The organism is Aquabacter spiritensis, assembly GCF_004346185.1.
Classification (GTDB): Bacteria; Pseudomonadota; Alphaproteobacteria; order Rhizobiales; family Xanthobacteraceae; genus Aquabacter; species Aquabacter spiritensis.
On record NZ_SMAI01000012.1, the window covers coordinates 109,193 to 122,653 of the forward strand.

Below are 13,461 nucleotides of genomic sequence, written 5' to 3' on the forward strand. Positions count from 1 at the left end.
CGTTTGGGTCTCCAACTATCGTTACCGGAGCCAAGATGAAATCCCCCTCCCCCGAAGCAATTTTCGCACCTGCAACCGAAGTGGTGCGGCTCGGCCGTGATCCGGTGCGCTTCGACGGCTTCGTCAACCCCCCTGTCGTTCGCGGTTCGACGGTCCTCTATCCCTCCTATGACGATCTCGTGAGGCACAAGGCGCGCTACACATACGGCCGTCGCGGCAACCCGACGACGGAGGCCTTGGAGACCGCACTGAACGCCCTTGAGGGCGCCGAAGGGACCGTTCTGACCCCGTCCGGCCTGTCTGCGATCACCACCGCCCTCCTCGCCGTCGTCGGCTCGGGCGATCATCTGCTCGTCGTGGATACCGCCTATCGCCCCACGCGCCGTTTCTGCGACACCATCCTGACGCGCCTGGGCGTCGAGGTGACCTATTACGATCCGCTGATCGGAGCCGGCATCGACGGTCTGATCAAGCCGAACACCCGTGCCGTCTTCCTCGAATCCCCCGGCTCGCAATCGTTCGAAATGCAGGATGTCCCCGCAATCGCCCGAATCGCGCGGGCGCACGGCATCACGACCTTGATGGACAACACTTGGGCGACGCCGATCTATTTCCGCCCGCTGGCACATGGCATCGACATCTCCATCTCGGCGGGAACGAAATATCTGTCGGGCCATGCCGATCTCAATCTCGGCACGATCTCCGCCTCCGGCGAGGCGTGGCGCAAGGTGCAGACGACGCACGGCGATCTCGGCATCTGCGTGAGCCCGGAAGACGCCGCCCTCGGTTCGCGGGGCCTGCGGACATTGGTGGTGCGCCTGGAACGGCATTGGCGCTCCGGCCTCGCCGTGGCGCGCTGGCTCGCCGAGCAGCCCCAGGTGGCGCGGCTGCTGCATCCCGCGCTCGAAAGCGATGCCGGGCACGCAATCTGGAGCCGGGACTTCGCCGGCGCTTCCGGTCTGTTCGGGGTGATCCTGAAGCCGGCACCAGAGCCTGCCGTCGCGGCGTTCTTCGATGCCCTCGTCCTGTTCGGAATGGGCTATTCCTGGGGCGGCTTCGAGAGCCTCGCCATCCCGTTCGACTGCTCGGACTATCGCACGGCGACGCAGTGGCGGGCCGAAGGCCCGGCCATCCGGCTCCATATCGGTCTGGAAGAGCCCGCGGACCTGATCGCGGATCTCGCCCAGGCCTTCGCCAAGTTGGACGCCGCACGCTGACGGAGGGGCCTCGCCGGCCCCTCCTCTCTCCGGCCCCGACGCGCGGGGTCAGAGACCTTTCTGCGCACGCCGCTCACGCAGAGCGAATTGCAGATTGCGGATATAGATGAAGGTTGAAAGCGCTTGACCGGCGATGAAAACCGGGTCGCGGCGGTACAGCGCGTAGATCAGCAGGAGCGTGCCGCCGCCGAGTGAGAACGTCCAGAAGGCGAAGGGGATGACGCTGCGGCCCGCCCGCTCGCTGGCGACCCACTGCACCACGAAACGCATGGTGAACAGAATCTGCGCGACGAAGCCGAGCAGCACCCACCAGTCGAGCTGGGTGACGAAGACGTCGTGGAGATATCCGCCGACGATATCGGCGAGATCAATGAGCATCCGGATAGACCTTGACCACCTCGGGAATATTGCGTCGGCGGGTCAGCCACCACACGCCGAGCATGTCGACGATGCCGACCCAGAGCCGGTTCCAGAATCCGTATTTCGACAGACCGTGCCAGCGTGCCCGGTCGACGACGGGGAATGTCAGAACCTCGAAACCCTCGCGTCCCACCAGGGCCGGCGTGAACCGGTGCAGCGCATCGAAATGCGGCAGGCGCAGATAGATGTCGCGCCGCACCACTTTGAGCCCGCATCCGGTGTCGCGGGTGCCGTCCCGCAGCATCAGCCCCCGCACCGTATTGGCGAGGCGGGACTGAAAGCGCTTGAAGGCGGTATCCTTGCGCCCCTGCCGCTCGCCTTGCACCATTCCTGCGCGCTCGCCGACCGCGTCGAGGGCCGCCACCATCTGGGGCAAATAGGCCGGATTGTTCTGCCCGTCCCCGTCCAGCAGCAGGAGAATCTCGCCGTGGGCCGCCCAGGCGCCGGTGGCCACCGCCGCCGACTTTCCGCAGGCCCTGCCGTGGGTGAGGATCCGCATATAAGGTCGGCTCGCCGCCGCTCGGAGCAGCGCATCCGCTGTCCCGTCAGCCGAGCCGTCATCCACGAAGATGAGCTCATAGGCCTCGGGCCGGAGGGCGGCGTCGATTTCCTCGATGAGGGGCGCGATATTCTCGGCCTCGTCCCGCACCGCGATGACGACCGAGAGACGCACCTTTTGCGGCGCGTCGAGGGAAGCGAAGGTCAAGATCGAGCCTCTTCGAAGGCGGTCTGCGGGGCGGACGGCGGGACGAGGCGCGCGAGATGGCGCGCCGCCGGACCGGGCTTCGGACGGATCGCGCCGTCGCCCGCCACGCAAAAGACCAGGCGGCGGGCGGCGAACAGCTTCACCATGAGCAGCGTAAAGGCGGCCGCAATCGCGCCGCCGGCGAGAACGTCGCTCGGATAATGCGATCCGAGAATGACGCGGGAGGAGGCGACCAGAACCGCGATCGCAATCAGCGGGGTCCGCGCCCGGGGAAACAAGGCTGCGAAGGCGACGGCGGTCGAGAACACGATCGCGCTGTGGCCCGACGGAAAGCTCGCATAGCTCGATTGCAGCGCCAGCCAGTCGAACGTGAGCTGGGCATTCGGACCCGACAAATGAAGCGCCGCGTAAGGCCGCGCCCGGCCCAACGCATATTTCATCACCAGGACCAGCAATCCTGCCCCGGCGATCGAAACGAACAGAAATCCAAGCCGGGCCACCACCGATGCACCGATTCGCCGGCCTAGACCGGCCAGACGGGGCATCACGCCGAGAATTGCGAGGAGGCCGAGACCGATCGGCCACAGCACAACACTCCCCAGTCCGAGCTCGGTGATGCGCTCGAACAGATGCACCACCCCTTGGGAAAGCCGCAGGCGCAGACCGGAGACCAAAGGGTCGACCAAGATCATGGAGGCGGCGGTGAGGCCCGCGATCAGAATCGTGAGCGCCGCCAATTCCACGATACCGGCCGTACCGATCCGCGGCCGCGGACCCCGGACCGGCCGACGCAGCAGATAGAGCCAGGCTTCACGCAGGCCGACAATGGCGGCCAGCGCGCTGTCCCGGACCTGTGCGGCGCTGTTCGTCACGGGGTGGCCTCCTGGGGCCGGAACACGGTGATCACGACATTGCGCCCGCCATTATAGGTGAAGCCGGCAATGCTCGATGTCGCCTTATAGCGCAGGCCGATCTCCCGCGCCCGCTGCTCGAACAGTGGCACCATGTTGGCGCCGAGAAACGCCATCGTACACCCGCCTTGCTTCAGCAGGTCGGCCGCCGCGACCGGATTGGTGAACCGCAGGTCGGTGCCGATCAAAAAGGCGAGGCTCGGCTCCTGATACGGCACCGTCGCAATATTGCCCGCCGGGCAGCCGGCCTCGGCGGCGATCGCGGCGAGGCGCTCGGAAATCCACACCGCGCGCATCTGCGGCAGCAGGAACTGATAGACGCCGGCATAGAGCAGCAGCGCTCCGACCGCGGCGAGGAGAAATCCCGCTTCGGTGCCCGCGGTCGGCACGCGCCGCGCCGCGAGAAACAGGCACACCAGAGCCCCAGCCAAGAGCGGCGCCGCGGCCACAGCATAGCCCCAGGAGCCGCCGAACCAGACGAAGCCCGCCGTCATAACCCCTGCCAAAATGCAGCCGAGAATCGGCCATAGCCCCCTCAGATCGCGCAGACGTCGGCCCACGGCATCCAAAGCGCCCCGCTCGAGTGCCAGAGCGGTCAGGATGGCGAGGGCGGGATAAAGCGGCAGAACGTAATGCGGGAGCTTGGTGACGGCGATCTCGAACACCAGCCAGCAAGGCACGATCGACGCCAGGAGAAAGCGCACCGCCGGCTCCCGGCGATTGCGCCATGCGAACGGCACCGCCATCGCCACCAGCACGACGGCGGGCCAGAACGTGCCCCAGATCGCGAGAAGATAGGTGCCCGGCGGCCCCCAATGTCCCTCGGCCCCCTCGGCCACCTTGCCGAGCATATCGACACCCACCGCATGCTCGTAGAAGGCGCCGTCGGTGACGTAATAGATCGCGACAAACCAGGGCAGACACAACAGCGCGCACCAAGCGAGGCCGGGCAACGGCATCAGCACGCGCATGAAAGCCGCCGAACGGTCCAGCAACGCCAGGACGAGGAATGGCAGACCGACGAAGATCGGCGCGAGCGGTCCCTTGACGAGGATGCCGGCGGCGAGGCCCGTCCAGAAAATCGCCGCGAGCCCGAGATCCCCGCGCACCGGCATTGGGCGTGACATATAGGCCCGCGCGAGCGCGCCGAGCGAGGCGAGAATGGTGAAAAGCAGCACCGCATCGGTTTTGGCGAGCCGCGCCTCGACACCGAGCAGGACGCAGCTCGCCATCATCAGCCCGGCGAGAAGCGCACCGCGTCGCGCAACGAAGGGCAGCGCGGTCCAATAGGTCAGGAGCACCGCGCCGACGGCCGCGAGCAGAGAGGGGATGCGGTAGAAAAAGATGGTCGTGCGGGCGGAGGGTCCCACCACCGCCTCGGCGGCCGCCACGCTCGCCGCCTGCAACCAATAGATGCCGACCGGCTTTTTATGCCGTGCCTGTTCCTTGTAGCGGATGTCGACGAAATTCCCGCTCTCCAGCATCTGCTTGGTGGCCTGGGAGAAGCGGGCCTCGTCACGATCGATCGGCGAGAGCGTGAAAATGCCGGGAAGGAAGGCGACCAGCGCGATCAGGACGAGAAACAGGCTCGCCCGTACATGCGTCGCCGATGCGGCATCAAGTCCGCGCGCGAAGAAGAACGACGCGGACGGGCGCGCCGCCGTGCGTCCGCTGATGGCAGGCTCGGAAATCGCCATGCGAAGGTTTGGATCCGGTCGTTTTGGGCGCGGGACAATAGCAGAAACGTCCGGACCGGAAAGGTGCCATTCCCGATGCGAGCGGACGCGCCTTGCTCGTCCGCACCACTGGCCGGGCAGCACGGCGGAAAAATGGCGGTGCCGACCGCTATTCCTCTAACGGCCTACGCCGATATCCCGCGGCGGCGGAGGCCGGCCGGCGGGACGATTATCACTTGGTCAGGATCAGCTTGTCCTGTGCGGTCAGCCGGAGCTGGTAGGTCTGGGCGCCGTGGGCGATGGTGATCACGCGCGAGTCCGTGAACAGATCCCGACTGTCGAGCCTTTCCTCGGCCATCGGTATCACGCGGGCCTTGCTGTGCGCTGACCAGGCTGGGCCCCTGTGTTCATGCTTGGTCATTTGAACGACTCCAAATTAAAATCGCACAAAACAGCGATCTGACAAGTCTTCGCTGAATTTAGAACAGTTCAATAATTGCTGTTCTTGATCTCCCGCTAGTTAATACAGGATCGCATGGAAATCAACGCAGCCAGCCTCCGCATCCGCGCATGGCGAGAATCGAAAGGGAGAAGCCAAGAAGGAGAAGGCCGGGCTGGTGGGTACGACAATGGCTATTCCGCCGGGTGCGGCGCCGCGACGTCCGGCTTCGTCCCCTCGCCCGAGATCGCGCGGGAGACGGCTCGATCGAGCCGGTCGAGATAGAGGTAGACCACAGGCGTGATGTAGAGCGTGAGGACCTGCGACACCAGAAGCCCGCCCACCACCGCAATGCCCAGAGGCTGGCGCAGCTCCGACCCCGCACCGGCACCGATGGCGATCGGCAGAACGCCGAAGATCGCGGCGAGCGTCGTCATCATGATTGGCCGAAAACGCAGCAGGCAGGCCTCGCGAATCGCCTCCTGCGCATCGACGCCCTGGCGCCGACGCTCCAGGGCGAAGTCGATCATCATGATCGCGTTTTTCTTCACGATCCCGACCAGCATGACGATGCCGATCAGCGCGATCACCGAAAGCTCCATCTTGAACGCCATCAGCGTGAGCAGCGCCCCGATGCCGGCGGAGGGGAGGCCGGAGAGAATCGTGATCGGGTGGATGAAGCTCTCATACAGGATGCCGAGCACGATATAGATCACCACCACTGCGGCGAGGATCAGCAGCGGCTGGTTGCTCAACGAACTCTGAAACACCTGCGCCGAGCCCTGGAACCCGGTGGAGACATTCGGTGGCAGCCCCGCCTCGTCCTCCGCGGCGCGAATCGCATCCACCGCCTGGCCGAGGGAAACCCCCGGCGCGAGGTTGAAGGAGATGGTGACGGCCGGCTGCTGTTGCTGGTGGGCGATTTGGAGCGGTCCGACGGTGCGCCGGATCTCTGCGACCGTTTCGAGCGGCACGACGGCACCGCCCGTCGTGCGCAGATAGACGCGGGCGAGATCGGTCGCGTCCTGCTGGAAACGCGGCTGTGCCTCGACGATGACGGCATATTGGTTGGTCGAGGTATAGAGCGTCGCCACCTGACGGGTACCGAACTGGGTGTAGAGCGCGTTGCGCAGTTGGTCCTCGGTGATGCCGACAGCCGCCGCTTTGTCCTTGTCGAGGTCGATGGTGAGCTGGGGATTGGTGATCTGCAGATCGGACGTGACGTCGCGCAATTGGGGTAAGCCGGAAAGACGTTCCTCCATCCGGCTCGCCGAAGGGTAAAGCGCATCGGAATCCGAACTTTGCAGCGTGTATTGATACTGGCTCTTGGAGGCGACGCCGCCGACATTGATGTTCTGGACAGGTTGGAAGAACACCTTCACGCCGGGAATGCCCGACACCCGACGGCGCAGATCCTGAATCAATTCGAACGCGCTCTTTTCGCGCTCCGCCCGTGGCTTCAGCGCGACGAACAAGCGTCCCGAATTGGCCGTGCGGGAGATCCCGGTAGCCCCGGCCGTGTAGACGAGATAGGCGACGCTCGGATCACTCCGCACCGCCGCCGCCACAGCTTTCTGGCGCTCGACCATGGCATCGAAGGAAATGTCGGTCGCCGCCTCGACCGTTCCGGTGATGAAGCCGTTATCCTCGGTCGGAAAGAAGCCTTTGGGGATCACCACATAGAGATAGACGGAGAGCCCGATCGTGGCGAAGGTCACGACCAGCATGAAGGGGCGACGGCGCAGAACGAAATCGAGGCTGTTCCGGTAGCCGGCGAGCCACAGGTCAAACATCCGCTCGCTCATGCGGAACAGGAGATTGGGCCTTTTGCGATGGTCCACCGGCTTCAGAAGCCGTGCGCAGAGCATGGGCGTGAGGGTGAGCGAGACGAAGCCCGACACCAGGATCGCGACCGAGATGGTGACGGCGAACTCGCGGAACACCCGCCCCACGACCCCGCCCATGAACAGCACCGGGATGAACACCGCGACCAGCGACAGCGTCATAGAGATGATGGTGAAACTGATCTCGCGCGAACCCAGAATAGCCGCCTTGAAGGGGCGCTCGCCGTTCTCGATGTGGCGATAGATATTCTCCAGCACGACGATGGCGTCGTCGACGACAAAGCCGACGCACAGCGTCAAAGCGAGCAGCGTCATGTTGTTGATGGAGAAGTCCAGCACCCACATGGCCGCGAAGGTGGCGACGATCGACAAGGGCAGCGCGAGCGAGGGAATGAGGGTCGCTCGAACATTGCGCAGGAAGAGAAAGATCACCAGAACGACGAGGACGATCGCCTCGAGCAGCGTTTTCTGCACGTCGTGGACGGCATCGCGGATCGAAACGGAACGGTCGTTCAGCACCTCGATATTGACCGCACCCGGCACCTGCGCACGGTACTGGTCGAGATGGGCCCGGACCTCGTCGACCACCGCTACAGTGTTCGCGTCCGGCTGACGCACCACGGCGAGGACGATGGCGCGCGAATCGTTGAACCAGCTCGCCACCCGTTCATTTTCGACACCGTCACTGATGCGGGCGATCTCGTCGAGCCGCACCGGCGCACCGTTGCGCCAGGCGACGATCAGCCGGCGGAACGGCTCTGCGTCGGCCTTCGACGTCCCCATGTCGATGGTCAAGCTCTGACGCGGCCCCGCCAACTGGCCGATCGGGGTATTGGAGGCGGCGGCCTCAATGGCGGTGCGGATGTCGGCGGCCGATATGTTCCGAACCCCTGCGGCCGCCGGATCGACGCGGATGCGCACCGCATATTTCTGGCTGCCATAGATTTGGACCTGAGCGACGCCGGGCAATTGCGAAATCTGCTGGCCGATGATCGTGTCGGCATATTCGTTGACAGCCGAAAGCGGCAGCGTGTCGGATGAGACCGCGAGCAGGATCACCGGCGCGTCGGCGGGGTTGACCTTCCGGAAGCTCGGCGGCGTGGTCATCTCGTCCGGCAGCTGACGCTGGGCGATCGACAAGGCGGACTGCACGTCGAGGGCCGCGTCGTCGATGTTGCGCGCGAGGTCGAACTGAATGGTGATCGAGCTAGACCCTTGCGTGCTCGACGATGTGAGGGAGGTGATCCCCGAAATGGTCGAAAGCTGGCGCTCGATCGGCGTCGCCACCGCTGTCGCCATGGTCTCCGGGCTGGCACCGGGAAGCGTGGCGGTGATGCTGATGGTCGGAAAATCCACCCGGGGCAAGGCCGCAACCGGCAGAAGCCGGTAGGCGAAAAGGCCCGCGACGATCAGTGAGACCATCATCAAGCAGGTCATCACCGGTCGGCGGATGCACATTTCGGAGAACATGGCGTCAGCTCCCGGCGGCCGGTGCCCCGGTCTGGCGCTTGATGTCCACCCTTGCGCCGTTGCGGAGAGCGAGTTGTCCCTGTGTGACGACCGTCTCGCCGCCCGCGAGACCCGATATGATCACCGCCTCGCCGTCGATGGTCCGGCTGACGCCGACCGGCACCACCTTCGCGGTGTTGTTCTCGATCACGAAAACGAAGGTCCCGGCTTGGCCACTCTGCACCGCCTCGGCGGGGACGGTGACCATGTTCGGCTCCATCCGCAGCGTGACGGTGACGTCCCCGAGCGTTCCCGGCCACAGCCGCTCGTCGGCGTTCTCGAATTGCGCCCGCACCATGAGGGTGCCGGTCTGAGGATCGATCGTGTTGTCCAGCGCCGCGACCCGCCCGCCGGACACCCGCTCGTCCGAGCCCTGCAGACGGAACCGCACGTCGGCTCGGGCCATATTGGTGCGCAACTCCGTCAGATAGCGCTCCGGCACGCCGAAGGCGATGTAGATCGGCTTGATCTGCCGGATCGTCGCCAGCGTGTCGTCGACCCGGATCACGGCACCCGGACGCACCCCGGACACCCCCATGCGCCCCGTCACCGGGGCCTTGATCTCATAATAGGAGCGCTGAACTTGCAGGGCCTGAAGGTTCGCCTCGTTCTGCTGGACGGTCGCGCGCTGAACGTCGACAGTCGTCTTCGCGTCGTCCACCTGAACTTGCGAGACCGCGCTGCGGGCCAAAAGCCCAACATAGCGCTCGACATCGCGCTGCGCCTTTTCGAGCTGGGTCTTGTCCCGCGAGAGCGTCGCCTGTGCCTGGAGGATTTGCGCATCGATTTCGCGGGGATCGAGGACGAACAGAATGTCGCCTTCCTTCACGGCGGCACCATCCTCGAACCGCACCTCCTCGACCCGGCTCGCCACCCGCGTGCGGATCGTCACCGTAACCATCGGCTCGACCGTGCCCAGCGCGTCGACGCGCAGCGGCACGTCCTTTCGGACGGCGGTTGCCGCGACCACCGGAATGGCCCGGTTACCGGCCGGCTGCGCATTTGCGGCGACGCCGCTTTTACCGGTGAAAGCACCGCTCTGCCAGAGCCATCCTCCGGCGCCGACCATAGCCAGCACCGCAAGCGTCAGCAGAAGCCGCACGCCGCGTGATCTCGTCCCCGATGCCATTAGGTTCCTCGAACCGCCTCGGCCGCCCGCAACGATGTCCCGCCGCGGCCTGACCTCGGTCGCGAGGGTACACGCAGCCTGTTTGCATTGCGATCACGATATCGTTCGCAAGGCTTACCATCTTGTCATGTTTGCCGGCGATTCCAAGCCCTTTGGTGGTGCCCCCTCACCGCCAGACGGACACCGCTCGTCCGAGCCGCTCCAATGCGAGGTCGAGGGTGGCGTCGTTCTTTGCGAAGCAGAAGCGCACCACCGAGCGCACCGCGTTCTCGGCGTAAAAGGCAGAGACAGGAATGGCTGCGACGCCGTGGGCGCGGACGAGGTCCAGGCAGAATTGCTCATCGTCCAAGGATGAATCGACGGCCGCGAGGTCCACGGTCAGAAAATAGGTCCCGGCACTCGGCAGCACCGGCAGGCCCAGCGCAGTCAGTCCCGCAGTCAGGTGGTCGCGGGCGCGCTGCAGGTCCGACCGCATTGCGTCAAAATAGGCTTCGTCTTTGCCGAGACCATAAGCGACGGCGGTCTGGAGATTGGGCGGCGTCGTGAAGGTGAGAAACTGATGCGCCTTGCTCAGCACGCGCATCAGAGGCGGCGCCGCGCAGACCAATCCGACCTTCCATCCGGTCATGCCGAATATCTTTCCGGCGGAACCAATCTTGACGGTGCGCTCGCGCATGCCGGGCAATGCCATCATCGGCAGATGACGACGGCCGTCGAACACGATGTGCTCCCAGACCTCGTCGCAAACTGCAATTACATCATAGCGCAGGCAGAAATCGGCGAGCAGCTCCATTTCGGCGCGGCAGTGCACCACACCGGTCGGGTTCTGCGGATTGTTGAACAGGACCAGTTTGGTGCGCGCGGAGAAGACGGCCGCGAGCGCGCCCTCGGTGATGCGCCAGGCCGGCGGCTCCAGGCGGATCAGCTTCGGCACGCCGCCGGCGCGCAGGACGAGCGGGAGATAGGCATCGTAGAGCGGTTGAAACAGCACGACCTCGTCGCCCGGCTCGATGAGGGCGAACAGCGCGCCGGCCAATGCCTCCGTGGCACCGGACGTGACCATGACTTCACAGTCGGAATCGAGCGCAAGACCTTGCCAGCGCCGATAATGGTCCGCCGCCGCGCGGCGCAGCTCCGGCAACCCCATCATCGGGGGATACTGGTTCCACCCCTCGATCAGGGCCTCGGCCGCCTTGGCGCGGACATCGGCGGGACCGGGATCGTCGGGAAAGCCCTGGCCGAGATTGACCGCCTGGTGCTCCCGCGCCAATCCCGACATGACCTCGAAGATCGTGGTCGGAAGGTTGGAATAGACCGGATTGAAGCTGCGGGCCGGGGACGTCCCGACGGAGGGGGAGAGAGGCATGACGGCGCGAACTCTGGGCACGGCTGAATCAACCCGGCTCTACCCGGTTTGGCCAAGCCGCGAAAGCGCAGTGTCAGTCGGCGCGACCGGGCGCACCCGCCAGCGGCTCCAGCGCCATCGAAAGGTCGGCCTCCGTGACGCTTGTCATCGGCATCAGCAGCTTGGCGGCCTCGGTCCGGCGTCCCGCCCGCATGACCAGGATGACAGTCTCCGCGCCGCCGCAGCCGGGATCGCCGCAGGCGATCTCGGAGACGCTCACGGTCGCGTCCGCGTCCAGGTGAAGGAGCGTCCGCACCTTTTCGGCAAGGTCGCGCGCCGCATCCCGCGCGGCGGACCGGGCCTCGGCACCTTCTCCGCGGCCCCTCATGAACAAGCGCACGCTATCCTCCCCAGGCTCCGTATGCGGAAGCCTTGCGTCTCGAATGGCCATGCCCGGCACGGGCCCGATGCGACCTCATCCGCGTTGCGCGCCCGATCCGGAGACAATCCTGCGGGCGCGTGTCTTCCATCGGTCGAGCCGACCCGGTGGGGCGGCATCCGAGGCCTCGCCGAGCCGCAAAGCAACCTGCGTGACCCGGCCGGAATCCACCCTCCTGACCTCGACGAAGGCAGCGCCGAGGGCAAAGCGCATGCCCGGCATCGGCCGGTCGTCGGCGCGATCGGCAAAGGCGTCGGCGAGCGTCACGTGGCGATCGGCCTCTGCGACCGCAAGGCCGTAGAGATCCGCCACGTCGCCGATCCGCACGTCGCCGGAAAATGGGAAGGCGGCGTCGTCCCCCCAGACCAACGGCTCCGACATGAACACCCGGTCGAGTTGTTTCACCCTCTGCGGCGGCGTCAGGAGATAGACATAATCGCCAGACAGGAACGCACCGGCCTCCTCCGCCCCGAGGATATGCCCTGCCCGCACCACGAGAAGGGGCCGCGTCCAAGTCGGAAGCAGGCCGGGCGCGATCGTCGGCGTCTGCGCGGTCACGGGATAGCCGACCAGTTCGTGCTCGCTTTGGCCGGGAAGGTCGATCTCGAAGCGGCGCGGCTCGCGCATCGGACCCGACAAAGCGACACCGAGCCGGCGCGCGGAGGTCGCGAGAGTCGCGCCATGGAGCACCAGAGAAACCAGGACGACGATGAACGCGATATTGAAATAGAGCGGTGCCAAAGGCAGTTGGGCCAGCATCGGAATGGTCGCGAGAAAGATCGAAACCGCCCCGCGCAGGCCGGCCCAGGACACGAACGCCTTTTCCCGGAACGAGAAGCCGAACCAGGTAAGGCATGTGAATACCACGGCGGGCCGGGCCACGAGAACGAGGAAGCCCGCCACCGCGAGGCCCGCGGGCAGCGACTCCATCAGTCCGCGCGGGGTGACGAGCAATCCGAGCATGGTGAACATCACGATCTGGCAAAGCCACGTGATGGTGTCGTGGAAGCTGGTGATCCCAGCGATACCTCGGACTGGACGATTGCCGAGCACCAGGCCGGCGAGATAGACGGCGAGAAATCCCGAGCCCTGCAGAAGGGCGGTGAGCGCGAAGGTGAACACGGCGACGGCCACCACCATCACCGGCTGAAGCCCGCCCGGCAGATCGATGCGGTTGAGGAACACCGCCAGAAGAAATCCCATGCCGACGCCCATCAGCGCGCCCACTGTCATCTCGCGGAACACCCCAAGGACGATGGTCCACCCGACATCGCCGGTGCCCGACGTGATCAGTTCGACCAGCAATACCGTAAGGAAGACCGCCGCGGGATCGTTGGTGGCCGATTCCACTTCGATCACCGCACCAACCCGGCGTCCGAGCCGCAAGCCCTGGGCGCGGACCAGAAAGAGGACGGCGGCGGCATCGGTGGAGGCGACAATGGCGCCGACCAGCAGGCTCTGGAGCACGGTGAGGCCAAGCAAAGGCCCCGCTACGAGTGCCACGAGCCCAGCCGTGGCGACCACGCCGACCGTCGAAAGAAGCAGAGCGGGCGCAAGGGCACCCCGCATCGTGGCGGCGCGCATGCGCAAACCACCGTCGAACAAGATCACCGCCAGGGCCGCGGAGCCCACCATGTAAGTGGCCCAGAAGTCGCTGAAATGGATTCCGCCCGGACCGTCCTCTCCGGCCACCATGCCGATCAGCAGGAACATCAGCAGGATCGGCGCACCGAACCGGGCCGCGACCAGGCTGGAAACCGTTCCCGCCACGACCAGAGCGGCACATATGAGGAGGACCACATTAGACAGAAACACGGCTTCCATCG

11 protein-coding genes are annotated in these 13,461 nt (G+C 65.5%); 1 reads left to right on the top strand and 10 read right to left on the bottom strand.

The genetic code is table 11. From position 1 onward, the window contains the following. The first annotated feature begins 35 nt into the window (after positions 1 to 35). Entirely contained in the window at positions 36 to 1,217 is a 1,182-nt protein-coding gene (gene metC, locus EDC64_RS17580) for a cystathionine beta-lyase (protein ID WP_132033768.1), read from the top strand. Positions 1,218 to 1,265: 48 nt separating this feature from the next. On the opposite strand, the gene EDC64_RS17585 is transcribed toward metC, so the two are convergent. The 10 genes from EDC64_RS17585 to EDC64_RS17630 all read right to left on the bottom strand — a co-directional run bounded on the left by EDC64_RS17585 (position 1,266) and on the right by EDC64_RS17630 (position 13,459). After that, on the bottom strand, positions 1,266 to 1,595 hold the full coding sequence (locus tag EDC64_RS17585) for a lipid-A-disaccharide synthase N-terminal domain-containing protein (RefSeq protein ID WP_132033769.1): 330 nt from the start codon (positions 1,593 to 1,595) through the stop codon (positions 1,266 to 1,268). Continuing rightward, positions 1,585 to 2,343 (bottom strand): glycosyltransferase family 2 protein, encoded by a 759-nt coding sequence (locus EDC64_RS17590; RefSeq protein WP_245504765.1) that lies wholly within the window; start codon positions 2,341 to 2,343, stop codon positions 1,585 to 1,587. The genes EDC64_RS17585 and EDC64_RS17590 overlap by 11 nt, the downstream gene beginning before the upstream one ends. Beyond that, a complete protein-coding gene (locus EDC64_RS17595) occupies positions 2,340 to 3,215 on the bottom strand; it encodes a phosphatase PAP2 family protein (RefSeq protein ID WP_132033771.1) in 876 nt (291 codons plus the stop codon). Before EDC64_RS17595 ends, EDC64_RS17590 begins: the two co-directional genes overlap by 4 nt. Further along, a complete protein-coding gene (locus tag EDC64_RS17600) occupies positions 3,212 to 4,951 on the bottom strand; it encodes an ArnT family glycosyltransferase (RefSeq protein WP_132033773.1) in 1,740 nt (579 codons plus the stop codon). The genes EDC64_RS17595 and EDC64_RS17600 overlap by 4 nt, the downstream gene beginning before the upstream one ends. 211 nt (positions 4,952 to 5,162) lie before the next feature. Next, positions 5,163 to 5,288, bottom strand: coding sequence for a hemin uptake protein HemP (hemP, locus tag EDC64_RS17605; RefSeq protein ID WP_132033775.1), 126 nt, complete (start codon positions 5,286 to 5,288; stop codon positions 5,163 to 5,165). Positions 5,289 to 5,563: 275 nt separating this feature from the next. Further along, positions 5,564 to 8,683: an efflux RND transporter permease subunit gene (locus tag EDC64_RS17610; protein WP_132033777.1), complete on the bottom strand. Its 3,120-nt coding sequence runs from the start codon at positions 8,681 to 8,683 to the stop codon at positions 5,564 to 5,566. 4 nt (positions 8,684 to 8,687) lie between these two features. After that, entirely contained in the window at positions 8,688 to 9,824 is a 1,137-nt protein-coding gene (locus EDC64_RS17615) for an efflux RND transporter periplasmic adaptor subunit (RefSeq protein WP_165933805.1), read from the bottom strand. Between the two features lie 193 nt (positions 9,825 to 10,017). Then, complete coding sequence (locus EDC64_RS17620) at positions 10,018 to 11,217, bottom strand: aminotransferase (protein ID WP_132033781.1); 1,200 nt, start codon at positions 11,215 to 11,217, stop codon at positions 10,018 to 10,020. Between the two features lie 73 nt (positions 11,218 to 11,290). Next, entirely contained in the window at positions 11,291 to 11,584 is a 294-nt protein-coding gene (locus EDC64_RS17625; protein ID WP_132033783.1) for a hypothetical protein, read from the bottom strand. Positions 11,585 to 11,671: 87 nt separating this feature from the next. Continuing rightward, complete coding sequence (locus EDC64_RS17630) at positions 11,672 to 13,459, bottom strand: potassium/proton antiporter (RefSeq protein ID WP_132033785.1); 1,788 nt, start codon at positions 13,457 to 13,459, stop codon at positions 11,672 to 11,674. Positions 13,460 to 13,461 lie beyond the last annotated feature (2 nt).